Raw genomic sequence first — 18,155 nt, 5'->3', positions numbered from 1 at the left:
AGATGAAAGATACAAAAGTAAAAATAAAATCCCGCCATTTCAATTTTTTCTACGGTGAGAACCAAGCATTGCATGATATTTCTTTAGAGATCCATGCGAAGAAGGTCACAGCGTTCATTGGACCTTCTGGTTGTGGTAAATCTACTTTTTTAAGATCTATCAATCGTATGAATGATGTGATCGATAGCTCTAAAGTAAATGGTAAACTGGAAATAGACGGCATCAATATTTATGATCCTCTGATGAACGTTGTGGAACTTAGAAAAAGAGTCGGAATGGTTTTCCAAAAATCCTTCCCTTTTCCTAAATCTATTTATGAGAATATCGCCTACGGATTAAAACTGAACGGTAAGGTCTCTAAAGATGAGATGGATCATATCGTTGAGGAAAGTTTGAGAAAGTCCGCGCTTTGGAAAGAAGTAAAGGATAGATTGAATGATAGCGCTCTTGGACTTTCCGGTGGACAACAGCAAAGGTTATGTATTGCAAGAGCGATCGCAATGAATCCTGAAGTGATCTTAATGGATGAGCCTTGTTCTGCATTAGATCCGATCTCTACTAAAAAGGTAGAAGAGTTCATCTCTGAATTTAAGGATTCTTATACAATCGTGATCGTAACACATAATATGCAACAAGCTGCGAGGGTGAGCGATTATACCGGCTTCTTCTATATGGGTCGTTTGGTGGAATTCGATAATACTAAGAAAATGTTCCACGATCCTTCTAAAAAGGAAACGGAAGATTATATTTCTGGAAAATTCGGCTGATCGCAAACCGAATATTCCTTTCAGAGCGCCTGCTTATGCAGGCGTTTTTTTATCCTACTCTGTAACCTAAACTCCTAATTATCGAAGTTTCCCTCGATGAGGCAGACAAAATTAGATTTAACCGATTCCCTCGAGATCCTCTTTTCGAGATTTGCAGACTTACTATATAGGATTTCGGAAAGAAATTATACCCGCCCTTTACATCTATTGTCCGGAGCAAGTATAGGTAAACAAGTCCGTCATTGTTTAGAATTTGCGGAAGCTTTATTGAACGGCTATGATACTGGACTTGTTTCTTATGACCAAAGAGAAAGAAATCCTCTCTATGAAAATTCTCCCAATGCAGCGGCAGATCGCCTTCTTGAATTAATAAAAGAATTCGAACTAAGGAATTGGGAAGGAGAAGTTAAAGTATCTTATCTAGTTCATACTTCTTCAGGACTAGAGAATGTGGTAAGTTCTTCTTGGGAAAGAGAATTACTTTATGTGCAAGAACATACAATCCATCATGAGGCAATCATCCGAGTGGCTCTCGAACACGATCTTGGATTCGAAGATATTCCAGAAAGTTTTGGATTTGCGATTTCTACATTACAATATAATGCAAACAAGCTAATTCTCTCTTGGGATCCAGTCATCTAATGTTAGAAACCCAAACAGAGCAGGATCTCCTAAGAAAGTCAGATCCAATGGAGTTCTGGCCCACTTGGAAATTGTATCTTCCTCTGGTCCCTTATATTGCATTCGAATCTTTTCGCTCTATTCGATCAGGATCTATTTCTTCTTTAGGATTTGGAAGAATCGCGTCCGCAAATCCTGGTATTCCATTGGGAGGACTTGTAGGAGAATCTAAATTTCAAATTTTACAAAGTATAGATCCTAAACATGTATTAAAATTCTTTTTAGTTCCCAAAGGTTCCAAAAATACAAATTCTATTTTAGAAAAAATGAATTCTCTCGGATTAAAATTTCCTATTATACTTAAACCAGATTCAGGACAAAGAGGCCAAGGTGTTAGAAAGATCTTAACCCCAAAACATTTGGAAGAATGTTTACTTGAATCGAATGTGGATCTGCTCATCCAAGAATTCCATCCGGGACCATTTGAAGTTGGAGTTTTTTATTATAGATATCCAAACGAAACCAAAGGTAAAATATTTTCGATTACCAGAAAAGTATTTCCGAAGCTAACCGGCAATGGGATCTCTACTCTTTCCCAATTAGTGGAAAACCATCCCAGATTTAGAATACAGAAAGAAACATTTCAAAAAAGATTTTCAGAATCTTGGGAGAAGGTCCCTATATTAGGAGAAACTATCTGTCTTTCAGAAGCAGGAAACCACTGTCAGGGAACCTTATTTTTAGACGGCTCGGAATGGATCACTTCTGAATTAGAAAATAAGATCCATGAAATCTCTTCTTCTTTTAAAGGTTTTTATTTCGGAAGATACGATATACGATTTTCATCCCTCAAAGATTTTTTAGAAGGAAAAGATCTACATATAGTAGAATTGAACGGAGTTACTTCAGAATCTACGAATATATACGACCCAAGATTTTCTCTAAAAGAAAGATATTCCATACTATTCTCCCAATGGAAGATACTATTCCAAATTTCCAGACAATCAAAATCTAAGGGAGCTGGCCTTTTTTCTATTATAAAAGCATTGAAAGATTTTTACTTCGGGACCAGAATCGTCTCCGATCTTTCAATATGAAACAGAAACTTATACAGCTCATTTATCTGATCTTTGGAGATCCTAAAAAGAACTCTCTTGAGCATAGATTATTTAATGCGATTTCCTTAGTGAATGGAAGTTTAAATATTCTCGGCTCCATATTCGAAGAGACAACCGAATACTCTCACAGAGTCATTTTTCTAAATTTGGTCTCAGGCCTGATCCTGCTCATTATGTATTATTTTTCCAGATTTAAGAATATCTATTATGTTCTTTTCTGGCCTTTAAATCTAACAATTCTTACCTATTTATCTTCTCTTTGGTTTTTACATGGAGGTTCTAACGGAGGAAATCATTATTATTTCATTCCTGCGTTGGTGATCGCCACCATCCTTTTAAAAAATCATAATATCATATTCATCTATGCATTTTATGCATTCGTAACCGGCTTCCTCTATGTATTTGAATATTTATACCCAAACTTCATTGTTCCTCAAAAAGACAGAGATTCAGAATATATGGATCTGGGAGGAAATTATATCTTCGTCCAAATCCTTACCGGGATATTGATCTTTATACTTAGCAGAAACCTGAATATAGAAAGGAAGAAGTCAGACAATCTACTTAGGAACATCCTTCCCGAATCTATCGCAGATGAATTGAAAATGAATGATACTGTCCAACCAAAACGTTATGATAGTGTTACAGTATTATTCACTGATATGGCAGGTTTCACTCAAATCGCAGAAAAAATGACTCCAGAAGAACTAGTGAAGGAACTACATTTTTTCTTTGCTGAATTTGATAAGATCGCCAAAAAATATGGTTTGGAAAAGATCAAAACGATCGGAGACGCCTATATGGCCGTTGCTGGACTTCCTACACCAAATAATACTCATGCAAGAGATGCAGTCTTCTGTGGGTTGGAATTCCAACAATTCATGAAAAAACAAAAGGAAGAAAGACAAAGTTTAGGACTTCCTACCTGGGAACTACGTTTAGGAATCCACACTGGAAGCGTGGTGGCGGGAGTGATCGGAACTGAAAAATTTGCCTATGATATCTGGGGTGATACGGTTAACACTGCTAGCCGTATGGAAAGCTCCGGCGTTGCGGGAGAAGTGAATATCTCCTTAGATACCTTCCATTTTGTGAGAGAAGATTTTATCTGCGAGTCTAGAGGATTGATAAAAGCTAAGAATAAGGGAGAGATCGAAATGTTTTTGGTGAAGGAGGCCAGAGAAGTATAATAGGTTCTTGACCTAAGGGTCCCAGGAAAGAATTTGAACCAGTCAGATTTTCTTTCCCATGAATTTTAATAGTTTTGGATTTTTCCTATTCTTACTGATCACATTTACTCTTTATTATCTACCTTTTCTAAAAAGATTCCAACTTCTGACAGTAGTCGGAGCGAGTTTTTATTTTTACGCTTATACTGATCCTTGGTTACTTATCTTACTTTTGTTCTCTATCTTTTGGAACGCGAGTATCGTTTACCTCATCCAAACCCCTGATTTCAAATCTAAAAAATCAGTCTTAGCATTAGGTGTTGTTCTAAACTTAAGTGTATTATTTTTCTTTAAATATAGCGGGCTATTCGCTAAAACTTTCCTGGGAAGTTCTGGTACTTCAGACCTACATTGGATTTTTCTAATCCCTCTTCCAATCGGTATTTCTTTTTATACCTTTCATGGGATCAGCATGGTGGTGGATTTTTACAGGATAGGTCCTGAAATTTTCAAGGAGAAGGTCCCCTACCCTAAACTGATCCTTCAATCTTCTCTCTATATTAATTTTTTTCCTCAGTTGGTAGCTGGGCCTATCGTTAAGGCAAAAGAATTTTTTCCTCAGATAAAAACGAAAGATTTCAAGGACATTCCTTGGATCCAAGCCGCCAAGATCCTAATACTTGGATATTTTTTAAAAACAGTAATCGCGGATAATCTGAATGATCTTACATTCGTTATCGATTTTCCTTATAATGCACATCATTCCACTCTCACTTTAATATTTTTGATTTTTGGTTATTCTGCTCAGATCTTTGCAGATTTTGCCGGATACTCTTTGATTGCGATTGGAACTGCATTCTTATTCGGTTATAGACTTCCAACCAATTTCAATTTTCCTTATATATCTTCTAACTTTTCAGAATTCTGGAGAAGATGGCATATCTCTCTTTCTACCTGGCTCAGAGATTATTTGTACATTCCTCTAGGCGGAAATAGAAAAGGAAACTTCAGGACTTATATAAATCTATTCTTAGTCATGGCATTAGGTGGGCTTTGGCATGGAGCAGAATGGAGATATATGGTCTGGGGAATCGGCCATGGATTATTATTACTAGTAGAAAGATTTTTAGATCAAAATTTTCCGTATAAACTTCCTGAAAATCGTTTTTTCTCTTTTATAAAGGCAGGTTTTGTATTCTTATGCGTTTCGCTTTTATGGTTATTATTCCGTTTACCCGATTTCGAAACTGCTATTAAGTATCTAAAATTATTAGGTACAAATTTGAGCCTTGGAACTGACTGGGAACTTTGTACATTCTTAATATTCTTTTCCATCCCTGTGTTCTTCTATCATTTTTATGGATGGTATAAAGAGAAATATCCGGAAGAAACAATGGAGAAGGTCTCTAATATAGGTTATGCATTCCTTCTATTTATGATCGTTCTGAACAAGGGGCCTTCTGCCGCATTTATTTATTTTCAGTTTTAATTATGAAATTTTTTATCCGACTCATTACCTTCTTTCTGATCTTTTTAGGACTATATTCTGCTTTTGTATATTTTCTTTCTCCTCAGAAAATACCAAAGCAGAGTTGGTGGCAGCATAATAGAGTTAGGGTAGAAAGTTTTTTAACAGAAGGAAAAGATTCCAAATATGTGATCGTTGGATCTTCCATGTCGGACAGAATGTTACCAAAGTCCAATTCAGACTGGTTCAATCTTTCCTTAGTGGGAGAAGGTGCACTCACAGGATTATCTATATTAAAAAATTCGGATACTTCTCCCAAATTTGTTTTGATAGAAGTTAATCAACTTTCCGTGAAAGAAAATATAAAATTCTCCCAAGAAAATACCGAGCCGTTTTTTATTTTTACCCGAAGGAATTTCCCTGTTCTTAGATCTGAAAAACAACCCTTGAATTATGCAGTGGGATTCGTGATCCAATTTACGGATCGTTTTTTTGCTTCAGAAGCAAAACCAGAACCAAAAGCAGAACAAGAAGCTCTTGAAATTTCTAAAAGATTAAAACAAGAACATCTACAAGAAGTAAAACGTTGGTATGGCGCCGCGGTAGAGCAGAAAAAGTTAAATGATAGAATGATATACCTTTCTTCTGTTCTGAAAGAATTGGAAGCCAAAGGTATTCGCCCTATTTTTTTCGAAATGCCAATGCATCCTGAAATCCTTGTCTCAGCTAAAGAAACCAGGACCAGAGAAACTGTTCAGAAAAATTTTCCTCCTTCTCAATATCTTTGGTTTATAGATAATAAAGATATCTACGAAGATAGCGATGCACTCCATCTTGCTTATCCGGAAGCAGATCGATTCTTATCTAAACTGAAAGAATACGCGGAATCCTTGCAGTAAGGAGTTCCTACCACTCCGAATAAGGCTATCCGCCTCCGAATTTTCGCGTGGAACGTATATTCCGGGACTCGAGTTATATTAAACATTTTATTCAATATAACAGATTTTTCTAGTATCCAAGAAGACCCAATCTGAAAATCCTTGGACTAGATAATTCCTAGGCAAGGTGAATCAATGAATCGAAAATTAGTTATCATATTATTGGCCCTTCTTCCTTTCTTTATAAGCTGTGGAAAGAAAGAAGCTCCCAATCTTCCGGGAGATAGAAAAATTCTGAAGATCGGAATTTGCCCAGGACCATATGGGGATCTTTTAAAAAAAGGTGTGTTTCCTGATCTAGAGAAGAAGGGATACAAAATTGAGATCGTTCAGTTCAGCGATTATATCCAACCAAATCTTGCATTAGCTTCCGGTGATATAGATGCAAATTTGTTCCAACATCTTCCTTATCTTAAAAAGTTTACTGCGGATAAAAATCTAAAGTTAAGCGCTATTATCAATATTCCTACTGCTCCTATGTCTGTGTTTGCAGGAAAAACTAAGAACCCTAAGGATATAAAGGAGAAGGCGTCGATCGCACTTCCAAATGATCCGACAAACTTGTTAAGAGCTTTAAAACTTTTCCAAGAATTAGGTTTTATCAAAGTAAACCCGGATGCACTTCCAACTAAAGCCTCCTTAAGCGATATCACTGAAAATAAAAAGCAGATCCAATTTTTGCCATTAGAAGCGGCTCAACTTCCTAGATCTTTGGAAAGCACAGACTTTTCTGCGATCAATGGAAATTTCGCACTCGCTTCCGGTTTGGATCTGACAAAAGCAGTGATCTTGGAAAAATTGGCAGAAGAACATAAAAACATAATCGTAGTTCGAGAAGAAGAAAAAGACAGCGTATTTGCCAAGGACATAGTCGAGGCAGTGAAGTCTGAAAACTTCGAAAAAATTGTAGACCAAGACTTTAAAGGATTCCAAAAGCCGGAATGGTTCGGGAAACGGAAGTAAAAGAAAACTCACAAACTATATTAGAATTTCGGAACGTTTTTAAAACGTTCCCGAAATCTATACACCCTTCTATTGAGGGTATCTCCTTAAAAATAGATAAGGGAGAAATTTTCGGGATCATAGGAACAACCGGAGCTGGAAAAAGTACCTTACTTAGATTCGCAAATTTACTGGAAACCCCTGATTCAGGACAGGTATTTTTCGAATCTACTGACATCTCTCATTTAAAGGGAGAAGACCTAAGACATCATAGATCCAAGGTGGGGATGGTATTCCAACAATCCCATCTGGTTCTAAATAAAACAGTTTTTGATAATATCGCTCTTCCTTTAAAAGCGGCCGATTGGAAAAAAGAAAAGATCCGTTCCAGAGTGATTGAACTTCTATCCTTGATCGGACTCGTAGATAAAATAGATTCTTATCCAAATCAACTCAGCGGCGGACAAAAACAAAGAGTGGGGATTGCAAGAGCAATTGCAAATCACCCTACTCTACTATTATGCGATGAACCAACCTCGGCGCTGGATCCAGAAACCACTCGTTCCATTTTAGGGTTACTCAAAGACATTCATAAAAAGTTCTCAATCACAATACTTATTGTTACCCATGAAATGAATGTAGTCAGAGAGATCTGTAATTCAGTAGCAGTATTAGAAAAAGGTAAATTGATCGAAACAGGCACTGTATATTCCCTATTCGCAGATCCTTCTCAGGAAATTACTAAAAAGCTTACAGGACATGCATTCACAAATTCTATTCCAGAAGAGACCTTAGCAAGAACAGAGGGCAGGATACTCAGAGTAGTTTTGAAGAATGAGATCGCAACTGAGCCAGTGCTTGGAAAAGTCATCCGCGCTACAAATCAGGTCCCGAATATCATTTATAGTAAAATTGAATATATTTCGGGAAAACCAATCGGAATTTTTTATTTAGAAACTGATCCCTCAGATGATAGCACAGATACCGTCAGAGCTGCATTCGTCAGATATGGAGCCGTCGTGGAGGAAATATTCAAATGAATTTTTCTAAATGGATAGAATTATATCCGGAACTGATCAATGCATTCGGGCAAACATTCCTAATGCTTGGAATATCCTTATCTTCTGCTCTGGTATTTGGAATTCCTTTGGGATTTTTGATCTATCTAACTGATAAGAAACTATTTATACCAAATCGATTCTTTCATGCAGTACTCGGAATATTGGCAAACTTAATTCGATCCATTCCATTTGTGATCCTGTTAGTTGCACTTATCCCTCTCACTCAAACATTAGTAGGAACTACAATCGGTCCACTCGCGGCATCTGTTCCACTTTCTGTAGCAGCCATCCCATTTTTAGCCAGGTTAGTCGAAACCTCCCTTAGAGAAATTCCAGAAGGAGTTTTAGAAGCAGCAGTTTCTACAGGAGCAAAACTCTCACTAATCATCAGAGAAGTTTTGATACCGGAAGCATTACCCGGGATCTATTCAGCGATTACAGTTACAACCATCAGTTTATTAGGATATTCTGCGATGGCAGGAATTGTAGGTGGTGGTGGAATTGGAGATCTTGCAATCCGATTTGGATATTATAGATACGAAGACGATATCATGTTTGCTACTGTTTTCGTTCTGATCGCTTTAGTCCAAACATTCCAATGGATCGGAGATAAAACCCGCAAAAAGAGTGATAAAAGATTTTCTCAGTAATTTTTCATAAGGAAGAATATTATAGATCTTCCTCAGATAAAAAGAATCCGCAAGGAACCTGCGGATCAAATGCTGTGGTGTTGCATATTCAAAAATTTTAATTATCAAATGCACCTAAGGAAATCCATTCGTTTCCCTCTTTTTTATATCTTAAAATTCCCTTCAAAGGAATGATCTGACCACTTTTCGCATCATACCAGCGAGAAGAAGAAAGATTAGCCAGCAACGAAAAATGCAAAAGTTTTTCCGTTCCTGATTTATTTGCAGAATTTTGCATTACCCAGCCAACATATTCCCTATGATATCTTCCTTCTTGGGCATGATGAACATAATTTCGAACATCTTCCTTTAATTTTATATTAGCGGAGAAGGGAACGTACAGCAAATCCTTACTTCCTGAGGAAAAAGATTCCTTAATCGAGATTGCCTTCTCTGCATGTATATCTTCTACAGTTCCAAAGATAGAAAGTCCTTTTTCCAAATCTGTTTTACATCTGGAATCACTGATCTCGGAACCACAAAAAACAAACGAGAAAAATAAAACAGAAAGAATTCCCCAAAACAAACGATAACGAATCATATTCATTTCCTCTAATGTTTTCCTGGAGTTAGAACAGAATTCCTTCTCTCAAACATGATATAAGCTTCTAATGCAATCATCTTAGGATCATCATATGCCAAAGGTTTACCTTGGAGTGGGTTTTGGATACACCAATTGATCATCTCTCTTAATGTGGAAACCTTCCCGATCTGTTTCTGGAATTTAGGATAAGTCTCCGGGTGAGTATTGGTGGCGTTCGGATGGCACATGGCGCATTGAACTGTATTACCTCCTAATTCAGGTCCATGAAAAAGTTTTTCTCCTCGGGCTACAGTTTCCATAAATGCAGCATTCCATTTATCTTCGTTTGATTTATCCCAGTCGTCCGCGAAAACCAAGGAAGCAGTTCCGAAAATAGAAAAGAAAACAGAAATACAGATACCGAATAAAATTTTAGATTTAGATCTTTCTCTAAACATTAGCCTATCGTCCATAAGATTCTCCTAATAATGAGTTTGAGGAAGAATTCTAGATTCAGGCTTTTGGTAAGTTGAATCTACCGGATGCCCTGCGGATTCGTCGTATCTTACGATCCGGTCCTTATTCTCCCAAAGTTTATAATGCATTTCCTCTCTTGCATTATCCATATTCACGAATGCCCAACCAGTTCCATCTCTCTCATGGAATGGATCTTGACGATTCATGAAAACTGTCATCTTAGGAATATAATGCGGTGATTGAGTATAACTTTCAGGATAAGGCCATGGCCAAGCAGTAGACATCAAGGCATAGAAACTTATATTCTTGATCTGGTTGTACAAAACTTGATGTACATGCCCATGGAAGACTGTTACATTATCAAATTTACTTAGGACGGATTGGATCTTCTCAGCATCGTCAGTCCAAAAATTCCAAGGTTTATAAATTTTATATAATGGAGAATGAGAAAGAACTACTAATGGAGTTCCACTGTTAATATTCTCCAGATCTTTTTTCAACCAGGCGATCTGATCATCGCCCACCATAAATGGAGAGCCATTCGGATTATCCAAACGGGCCATTTCATTCATTCTTTCTTCAGGAGTTGTCCAACGTTTGATCCAGGTATCATATGTAAGAATACTATTCAAGACTACAAAATGAACTCCCTTATGATCGAACGAATAATTGAGTTTGCTGATCTTATCCTGCCAATAATTTCCCATATCCAAGTAATAATCATGTTCTCCGATCACATACTTGACTGGAACTTTCAACTTAGAGAGAAGCTCCATACCATGATCCAATTCTTCTCTTTTTCCTAATTGTGCAAGATCTCCTCCGAATACTACAAAGTCAGGCCTTGGGAACATTAAGTTTACGGTTTCGATTGCTTTATTCAGACCAGTGTCAAAATTACGAACGAAATTTGTTCCTTTAATATGTGTTAGGTGAGGATCAGATATAAAGGCAAAAGTAAATTTTTCATGAGTGCCCTTTCCTCTTCCTCCACAGGCAATCTCAACCAAACTCATTGGAACAATACTCGCGGCGAGTAAACCTCCCATTCCGCGCAAAAAATCCTTCCTGCTTAGGTTACTCTCTTCCATAACTTTCCTCCCATCGGAATATTTCCGATCCATTCATTTCGGCATGTTAGGCAATACCGGACTCGTTAAGGATTTTAAAAAAGATACAAGGTCTGCTTTCTCTTGGCCGCTCAGTCCCAAAGGACGAATACCGCTACTTAAGAAAGGATTCGTTTCTCCGCCTCTATCGTACAGATCAATGACTTGTTCTAGGCTTGTTAAACTTCCGTCATGCATATAAGGAGAAGTTAATGCGATGTTTCTAAGCCCCGGAGTTTTAAATGCTCCGAGGTCTTCACTGATTCCGGTAACAGCAAATCTTCCCAGCTCAGAAGATTCTAAATTCGTAAGTATTTCTTCGTCAGAAGTAGGAGTATTTTTGGATTCTGCTTTTTTCTGAAGGATCTCTTCTAATTTAGGTTGGATCCTTTTAAAACCCACTCCCAAATTATGGAATTTATCATCAATAAAGATTGCGTATGTTTCTCCTATCGTATGGCAATCTTGGCATCTAGCCTTACCCATATACAAATTCAAACCTCGGATCGCAGATTCAGATAAAGCTTTCTCTTCTTTTCCAAATCTATAACGATCAAAAGGAGAATTTCCGGAGATGATTGTTCTTTCGAAGGACGCGATTGCTAATGCGACGTGGTCTATCTTAATAGAATCTGGATCGATCCCAAATACTACTTTAAACTTAGAAGTGTAATCATGATCTGATTTTACGATCTTTATAAGATCATCATGACTTGATAAGCCATGCTCTACTGGATTCAAAAGAGGATCTTTAGACTGACTTTCTAAATCATTTCTTCTTCCATCCCAGAATTGTGTCTTATAATAAACTGCATTTAATACTGTAGGAGCATTCCTGGTTCCAGTAAGATTTTTAATACCTTTAGATACCTTCAGTTTATCTACAAATGCTTGTTCAGGCTTATGACATGTGGCGCAGGACACAGTTCCATCTGCACTAAATCGTTTATCAGAATATAATTTAGCGCCTAACGACACTTTGTCGTTTGATTGAGGATTATTCTTAGGGACAGGTAAGTCTGGTAATCCTAAAATTCCGCTCGGAATATAGGTAAGCTCCGTTAGGTCAGTGTCTTTTTTCTTTTGAGAATCACAACCTATACAATAAAAAACGAATATAAGAAATATACATCCTAAAAACTTGGAATCGATTCGTGAAAACAGCGTTACTTTCATTCCACATCGCCGACAAAATTTTCGCTTAGAATAGTTCTAGAATTAAAATCGGTCAAGGCCTGGAGGCAGAAAAAAGTTAGATTATTAGAATTTTTTTATCCTTCAATTTGAGAGTAAGTTTCAAAATTTATAAATAAGCTAAAACATTCGTTTTATTTAAAGTATGTTTTAGAACAAAAGGCTAAACATACTTGCAGTATTCTTATTTATTTTCCTGCACCTCAGGCTTTATCTCTTTTAAAAGTTTAGCCAATTGTTTTGTGGTATAAGAAGTCCATTCAGGATTTAGATTATCTTCTTCGCCAATCACTACATCTTTTTTCCAATAAAGCCATCTAGTCTCACCGGACTTTCTCCATCCGATCACAGTTGCTTTTTTTCCTGGAGGTAAATTAGGAAAATATAAAACTCTTTTGCTCGATTCTATATATGTAGGCATAATAGAACTGATATCTTTAAATATCAGTAAAAAGACTGGTCTGTCCTCGTAATTCCTTTTTAATAACTCTTCTTCCAAAACATTCAAATGAAGCGGAATGATCGGTGCAAATTTCAGAAATCGATCACAATTGATCCAATTGAAATTATAAATTGCAACTCCTGCCCCTTGTGTTACAGAAATTGACTCTTCTCTTCCATAAGAAGAAGGCATTGCTGCTTGTGCTTTTGTCTTAGCAGGAGCAAAAGAAAGATCGGATTTCCAACTGAGACTGTCATTCGTCCAATCCAAACTTCCGTCTTCTTTCTTCTTCCCATAGAAAATCTCATAACCCGGTTCCATAGGATTTTTAAATTCTACACGGACAGGATTTCCTTTATTAACCTTTGCTTTCTGTCCTTCGGATGAATATACTTCTAAGCGTATCATTCCCTTGGTCTCGATCGATTTTTCTCCGCTTGTAGTGGTTAAACCAGAAAGCAAAATATCTGCATTTGAATAATATTCTGAAAGTTCTACTCGAACTTCTCCCACTAATGGTCTCCCATTTTCTCCAAGAAGAGAACCAAGAGGAAAATGTATAATAGTTCCCTCTTCTCCTTTTATTTGAGAATCCTTACCTGCTTGGATGAAAAACACCTGAGTTTCTTTATAACGGGAAGAAAATAGAAAATCATCGCGATCTTTCTTAAAAATTTTCTGAAAGCTTGAACAATTCAGTACGAGTATGGATAAGAATATTAGGCAGAATATTTTTTTGATCATAGATTTGGAACTTCCATCCTGAAATCTATACCAAGGCAGCCGATCATTCAGACATGGTTTATCTTATATTTTCTGGAAATTTATTTCCTGTTTAGTTGGAACTCCTTCTCTCCAAGTAGGAACTCCAACCTGCGGTTTTTAAACCCATCGATCTTTTAGTATAAAATACTGACCTTCTCCCTAACTGATTAAACAATCTAAGGCCTTTTTTCTCCCATCTCTGCTAAAATCAAAAGCAATATCTGCTATTACGGATACAATATCCACCATGTCAAACTCAACTACATTGCAAAAAGAAACCAGCAAAGTGCATCAAGAAGTCATAGAAGCGAACCAGAAATATGTTTCTGAGTTCGGTAAAAAGGGAGAATTGGCTCTTCCCCCTGCCAGAAGTTTTACCATCCTGACCTGCATGGACGCACGTTTGGATCCGGCTAAGTACGCGGGTCTTTCGGAAGGAGATGCGCACGTTATACGAAACGCTGGAGGAAGAGCGAGTGACGATGCGATCCGATCTCTTATCATCTCCCACAAACTTTTGGGCACGAAAGAATTTTTCGTAATCCATCATTCTGATTGTGGAATGGCTTTATTCACTGATCAGATTATTCGCAACCTTTTGGAAAAAAGTTTAAAAACAGCAACTGTGGATTCCAGCGGATGGAAGAATAAAGAAGAATCTGGAGGCTCGGATGAAGCTAGGTTTATCTCCTTTCTTACATTTGAAAGTCTAGAAAAAAGTGTGGTAGATGATGTAAAAAGGATCAGAAACCATCCTTTGATCCCTAAGGATATTCCTGTTTATGGATATTTCTACGATGTGAAAACTGGAAAACTTGTAGAAGTAGAAGAAGCTACCAAAATAGGCAGAGCTTTATAATTTGTTTAACCATTCGAAAAGAACACCGGAAGAAGAATCAGATCATAAATTTCTAATATTCTCTTCCGGTGTTTATTTTAGATCCTGATAGAATATCCAAAAGACCAGATAATACTATGAAGAGGGATCTTTTGCTCCAGGTGTTTATTTACGAGAGCCTGCTTTACATTAGGATCTAATCCTGAATTTTGGATGGAACTTAAGATAAAATCATTCACGAGTCCATAACCTTTAGAAGGATCAATAGTCAATCCATCATTAGAATTCCCAGTTAATGGACCAACCCAAGTTGCTCCCGGAACTGTCCCTACTGTTTGACCTCCCACGTTATTTGGATAATAATAATTATTATCTATCATATAGGTATTTGGTCTATAAACATCCGTGAGTGAAAAAGAGAATCCCAAATACTTTACAGTTACCTTATAATCTATATTCTTAAATCCGGACCTTCTATCTATATTATCATTATAGTATTGGTATCCAAAATCGATCCCTGGTTGGATCTTAAAATTTTCAGTGATCTCATATTCATGAAATACTGAGAATCTATGAAAAGTTGTGCCATTAAATGCATTCGTAGGATATCCAGACTCCAGGTCCTTCTCCCCTGCGATACTTGAGCCTCCAATTCTTTCAGAAGTCACTCTCACGTTATAAGTGTAGGTCGGATGAATATACTTCAAAACAGGCAATGCCCAACCAAAAGTGAAAAGTCCTAGAGCAAAACTCGGCTGGTTGTTCGCGTAATAGATCCAACCTGCATTCCAATCTCCTAAACGATTTGTGGACCATTTATAATTAAGAAGAGTGGCAAGACCTTCTCTAAGTCCGTTAGGCTCCTTTCTCAATCTATTTGTATTTGGATCTTCTGCAACCTTATCCAGATCGACCCCTGGTCCATATGGATGTGATTGAAAAACTCCATCCACATCTCTGTTTGTTCTTCCGGTCAAAGGAGAATAATCTCTGATGATCAGCTGCAAACCTTCTACAGGTGTTGGGATATTCACCATTGTATCCAGGATCAATGATCTAGGGACTTCTGAATAAGGAAGACCTGCTCTTCTATCAAAAGCGTTTCCGAATAAACTGTTACCGTTGATGAACACATCATTTGTCAGGGCCTGAGTCCAAACCAGATCATAATTTCTTTTGGAAGGGATCTGTTTTTGTTCCTTCAATTCTTGTGTATTGTTTTCAGCCTGGATACTTCGACCTCAGATTTTGAGATCCGGACCGGGATAGAATCTTCTAAACTAAAAATATAATATTCTTCCGCTTCCTTCTCCAATTTCAGATTTTTCAGGACTTTCCCTGATTTCAGCCTTACCTCATCTCCGAAAAGAGGAGTGATAAAGAAGAAGGAAAACAGCAGAATCGGCAAATATTGGTAGGTTTTCTGAATCGACCTAAGTATTCTCATAGGAGTCTCCTTTGTCCCGTTTGCGCAATCTTTAGATATTAAGGCAAATCGAGGCTTTTTCCCATTAGTTCAATAATATTTGAACTTTAAAACTTAGAAAGTGCTTGTCAATCTTTTGTTCAAATATTATTGAACTTTATAAGGAGTATTGGAAAAAAATTCCGATGTCTAAACAGCCAACTCATCCCAATTTAGATCAGATAGAATTGAACTCTATATTCGAAGCGGTAAGTGATCCGATCCGCAGGAAGATATTATTGGATCTTTCAGAAAAAGGTGAATCCAATTGTTCCACCTTTCTTGTCTATGCGCCGAAAACAAATCTCTCCTACCATATGGGGAAATTGAGAGATGCCGGGATGATTTTTACTAGATACGAAGGGACTCAAAGATTTTCAATCATCCGAAAGGATGACCTGGAAAAAAAATTTCCAGGTCTACTCGAGACTATTTTAAAAAGCGCAAAGATAGAAAGCCGGCAAGAAGAAGTTTCCGAGATGAAAGTCTAACTCAGAAACTCAACCTTTCATTAACTGTAAACCTTGCGCAATACTAACCACAGGTTTATATCCTAATTCTTTTTTAGCCTTATCGATACGGATAGTACATTCTTTTCCCATAATATCCACAGGAAATCTCATCATAGGAGGTTCTTTACGAATTCCGAATATTCTCCAGATCCCCTCCACTATCATCGCCAAAAATCCGGCAAGTGAAGAAGGGATAGAAGCTTGAGGAAGTGAAATTCCTTGGGTTTGCATCATCTCTGTTAAAAATGTTTTTACTGTTTTATCTTCGTCGTCAGTGATGAAATATATTTGGCCTGGCACACCTTTAGTTAAAGCAAGTTCAGTTGCATGCACCAAATTAGGAATACAGGTCACAGAAGTTTTGGCACTTCCCCCATCCAGCCACATGAATTTTCCTTCAGACACCATCTTTTTGAGAACAGGAAGAACTGAAGTATCTCCTGGACCCCAAACTAGTCTAGGCCTAAGAGCTATCGTTTCAAATCCAGAACGATTTGCTGAGACCACTCTTCTTTCTGCCTCTCCTTTGCTGCGGCTATAATAGTAAGGAGTTTTTTTAGGATATGGATAAGTCTCATCTATCTGGACCATGTCTTGTCCGTGAAACAGAGCAGCTTCTGTTCCCATATGTATAAATCTTTTAACTCCTGCTTTTTGAGAAGCCTCTAATAAACGAGTGGTCCCCTCTACATTTCCTTTCCAAAAATCTTGGAGACTTCCCCATGGACCAACAAATGCTGCGCAATGGATCACAATATCTATTCCGTTAAGATCTTGAGAAGTGATAGATTCTAAACTTCCGCTTACTATTTCAAAACCCTGTTCAGTTAGGACCGAGTCTGTTTTTGCAGATCTGGATAATACCTTTATCTTATGTTTTCCTTTTAAATGACGAGCGATCGCACCGCCTACAAATCCGGAAGCTCCGGTAATAAATAAATTCATAATATCTCCGAGATCCAATTCTCGAATGGAAAGTTTGGTAAGTATACTAGAAAATCTGAAAGTCGTTGACCTTTTATATTTTAAAAAGATCATCTAACTTATTCTTTTTAGGTGCAGAAGAATATGGATCTTTCACAAAAATATATCATTTTTATTCTTTTAAATTTATTCTTAATTTCGAGTTTACAAGCTTCGGAAGAAATTCCTAAAAACGGGATCGTCGATAAGAAAAAACAAAAATTCGAATTATTATTAAAAAGGCAGACTTATAGTTTTATTCCTTATAATTTCACTTCTTATTCTGAAAAAACAGACCCTAATGTTTCTATAGAAACAAACCATTTGCAGCAAAATCAAAAGGTATTGGTTCCAGCAGTTTTCAGCTATGAAAATTATGAAAAGAATTATAGGGCTGAGATCTCTTATTACGAAATAGAATTGGTAAATCCAAATTCGAATGTGATCCGATCCAATTCAGGTGCCTTATCTGCAGAAAGATTTTATTATTCTCCTTTAGCAAGATCTGAGTTCGAAGCAAATTTTTATAAGATCATTTCTCCAACTCAAAATTGGAATTTATATTTGGGCGGAGGGCTTCGTAATATCAATAAGTACACCTACGGCAAATACATCTTAGACGGCGCCTTCCAGGAATATTTTTATACCTACGGGCCTCAGGTTTCCATCCAATCTTCTTATCAATTTATGGAAAATTTTTCTGCGAATCTAAGTTTAGATGTGTTTTATACGGAAGGAACCAGATTTTTTAGAACTCCAATGATCTCTCCAGATACATTAGTTTTTACAAATGGAAGTGCTGGGACCCGAGGAATTTTTAGAGGTTATGAGTCAGAAATTTCTCTCCAATATAAATTTAATGAGAATATGAGATTTCATTTGGGATATAACCAAATTTATTCTTATTTCAGTTATTTGCATTTTGACCAATTGAATCTGAGCTATAATATTTCCTCACCTTCTTCTAGCTCTATTAGTAATGGTTCTAGATCAGGGAACTATGAGATTTTAAGAGGATTCTTTTTAGGGTTTTCAGTCTTTTTTTAAAAATATCATTCTGCAATTTTCTATACAGGGTTTAGGCGAGGAATAAA

The 18,155-nt window shown here is 37.0% G+C and carries 20 protein-coding genes; 12 read left to right on the top strand and 8 right to left on the bottom strand.

Annotation, left to right across the window (positions count from 1 at the left end):
• Positions 1-2 precede the first annotated feature (2 nt).
• The 9 genes from pstB to EHQ52_RS12980 all read left to right on the top strand — a co-directional run bounded on the left by pstB (position 3) and on the right by EHQ52_RS12980 (position 8,734).
• Positions 3-767: a phosphate ABC transporter ATP-binding protein PstB gene (gene pstB / locus EHQ52_RS13020; protein WP_135615559.1), complete on the top strand. Its 765-nt coding sequence runs from the start codon at positions 3-5 to the stop codon at positions 765-767.
• 96 nt (positions 768-863) lie between these two features.
• The gene (locus tag EHQ52_RS13015) at positions 864-1,409 is read left to right on the top strand and encodes a hypothetical protein (protein ID WP_135615558.1); all 546 of its coding nucleotides are present in this window, start codon (positions 864-866) and stop codon (positions 1,407-1,409) included.
• A complete protein-coding gene (locus EHQ52_RS13010; protein WP_135615557.1) occupies positions 1,409-2,485 on the top strand; it encodes an ATP-grasp domain-containing protein in 1,077 nt (358 codons plus the stop codon). The genes EHQ52_RS13015 and EHQ52_RS13010 overlap by 1 nt, the downstream gene beginning before the upstream one ends.
• On the top strand, positions 2,482-3,696 hold the full coding sequence (locus EHQ52_RS13005) for an adenylate/guanylate cyclase domain-containing protein (protein ID WP_135615556.1): 1,215 nt from the start codon (positions 2,482-2,484) through the stop codon (positions 3,694-3,696). The genes EHQ52_RS13010 and EHQ52_RS13005 overlap by 4 nt, the downstream gene beginning before the upstream one ends.
• A gap of 58 nt (positions 3,697-3,754) precedes the next feature.
• Positions 3,755-5,164 carry an MBOAT family O-acyltransferase gene (locus tag EHQ52_RS13000; RefSeq protein ID WP_135615555.1) on the top strand — a complete coding sequence of 470 codons (1,410 nt, stop codon included), beginning with the start codon at positions 3,755-3,757 and terminating at the stop codon, positions 5,162-5,164.
• A gap of 2 nt (positions 5,165-5,166) precedes the next feature.
• Positions 5,167-6,042 carry a hypothetical protein gene (locus EHQ52_RS12995; protein WP_135615554.1) on the top strand — a complete coding sequence of 292 codons (876 nt, stop codon included), beginning with the start codon at positions 5,167-5,169 and terminating at the stop codon, positions 6,040-6,042.
• Positions 6,043-6,216: 174 nt separating this feature from the next.
• Positions 6,217-7,044, top strand: a complete 828-nt coding sequence (locus EHQ52_RS12990; RefSeq protein ID WP_135615553.1) for a MetQ/NlpA family ABC transporter substrate-binding protein — start codon at positions 6,217-6,219, stop codon at positions 7,042-7,044.
• Positions 7,023-8,063 (top strand): methionine ABC transporter ATP-binding protein, encoded by a 1,041-nt coding sequence (locus EHQ52_RS12985; RefSeq protein ID WP_135615552.1) that lies wholly within the window; start codon positions 7,023-7,025, stop codon positions 8,061-8,063. The genes EHQ52_RS12990 and EHQ52_RS12985 overlap by 22 nt, the downstream gene beginning before the upstream one ends.
• A complete protein-coding gene (locus EHQ52_RS12980; protein WP_135615551.1) occupies positions 8,060-8,734 on the top strand; it encodes a methionine ABC transporter permease in 675 nt (224 codons plus the stop codon). The genes EHQ52_RS12985 and EHQ52_RS12980 overlap by 4 nt, the downstream gene beginning before the upstream one ends.
• A 97-nt stretch (positions 8,735-8,831) precedes the next feature.
• On the opposite strand, the gene EHQ52_RS12975 is transcribed toward EHQ52_RS12980, so the two are convergent.
• The 5 genes from EHQ52_RS12975 to EHQ52_RS12955 form a co-directional block, all read right to left on the bottom strand.
• Positions 8,832-9,314, bottom strand: coding sequence for a hypothetical protein (locus tag EHQ52_RS12975; protein ID WP_135615550.1), 483 nt, complete (start codon positions 9,312-9,314; stop codon positions 8,832-8,834).
• A gap of 11 nt (positions 9,315-9,325) precedes the next feature.
• Positions 9,326-9,769: a c-type cytochrome gene (locus EHQ52_RS12970; protein WP_244244865.1), complete on the bottom strand. Its 444-nt coding sequence runs from the start codon at positions 9,767-9,769 to the stop codon at positions 9,326-9,328.
• A 9-nt stretch (positions 9,770-9,778) separates the two neighbouring features.
• On the bottom strand, positions 9,779-10,864 hold the full coding sequence (locus tag EHQ52_RS12965) for a metallophosphoesterase family protein (RefSeq protein ID WP_135615549.1): 1,086 nt from the start codon (positions 10,862-10,864) through the stop codon (positions 9,779-9,781).
• A gap of 33 nt (positions 10,865-10,897) precedes the next feature.
• Positions 10,898-12,058: a cytochrome-c peroxidase gene (locus EHQ52_RS12960; RefSeq protein ID WP_135615548.1), complete on the bottom strand. Its 1,161-nt coding sequence runs from the start codon at positions 12,056-12,058 to the stop codon at positions 10,898-10,900.
• Between the two features lie 202 nt (positions 12,059-12,260).
• Positions 12,261-13,262, bottom strand: coding sequence for a hypothetical protein (locus EHQ52_RS12955; RefSeq protein ID WP_135615547.1), 1,002 nt, complete (start codon positions 13,260-13,262; stop codon positions 12,261-12,263).
• A 268-nt stretch (positions 13,263-13,530) separates the two neighbouring features.
• On the opposite strand from EHQ52_RS12955, the gene EHQ52_RS12950 reads away from it, so the two are divergent.
• The gene (locus EHQ52_RS12950; RefSeq protein ID WP_135615546.1) at positions 13,531-14,142 is read left to right on the top strand and encodes a beta-class carbonic anhydrase; all 612 of its coding nucleotides are present in this window, start codon (positions 13,531-13,533) and stop codon (positions 14,140-14,142) included.
• Positions 14,143-14,219: 77 nt separating this feature from the next.
• On the opposite strand, the gene EHQ52_RS12945 is transcribed toward EHQ52_RS12950, so the two are convergent.
• Together EHQ52_RS12945 and EHQ52_RS20265 are read right to left on the bottom strand one after the other, a co-directional pair.
• On the bottom strand, positions 14,220-15,326 hold the full coding sequence (locus tag EHQ52_RS12945) for a hypothetical protein (protein ID WP_244244864.1): 1,107 nt from the start codon (positions 15,324-15,326) through the stop codon (positions 14,220-14,222).
• The gene (locus EHQ52_RS20265) at positions 15,323-15,568 is read right to left on the bottom strand and encodes a hypothetical protein (RefSeq protein ID WP_244244863.1); all 246 of its coding nucleotides are present in this window, start codon (positions 15,566-15,568) and stop codon (positions 15,323-15,325) included. Before EHQ52_RS20265 ends, EHQ52_RS12945 begins: the two co-directional genes overlap by 4 nt.
• Positions 15,569-15,732: 164 nt before the next feature.
• Here EHQ52_RS20265 and EHQ52_RS12940 point away from each other — a divergent pair, with 164 nt between their 5' ends.
• Positions 15,733-16,077, top strand: coding sequence for an ArsR/SmtB family transcription factor (locus tag EHQ52_RS12940; RefSeq protein WP_135615545.1), 345 nt, complete (start codon positions 15,733-15,735; stop codon positions 16,075-16,077).
• A 9-nt stretch (positions 16,078-16,086) separates the two neighbouring features.
• On the opposite strand, the gene EHQ52_RS12935 is transcribed toward EHQ52_RS12940, so the two are convergent.
• The gene (locus tag EHQ52_RS12935; RefSeq protein WP_135615544.1) at positions 16,087-17,043 is read right to left on the bottom strand and encodes an NAD-dependent epimerase/dehydratase family protein; all 957 of its coding nucleotides are present in this window, start codon (positions 17,041-17,043) and stop codon (positions 16,087-16,089) included.
• Between the two features lie 123 nt (positions 17,044-17,166).
• Between EHQ52_RS12935 and EHQ52_RS12930 the strand changes: the two genes are divergently transcribed.
• On the top strand, positions 17,167-18,108 hold the full coding sequence (locus EHQ52_RS12930) for an LA_2444/LA_4059 family outer membrane protein (RefSeq protein WP_135615543.1): 942 nt from the start codon (positions 17,167-17,169) through the stop codon (positions 18,106-18,108).
• Positions 18,109-18,155 lie beyond the last annotated feature (47 nt).

Source organism: Leptospira koniambonensis (assembly GCF_004769555.1).
Taxonomy (GTDB): domain Bacteria; phylum Spirochaetota; class Leptospiria; order Leptospirales; family Leptospiraceae; genus Leptospira_B; species Leptospira_B koniambonensis.
Note: the sequence above shows the minus strand (reverse complement) of the source record. Positions and strands in the feature narration are given on the sequence as shown.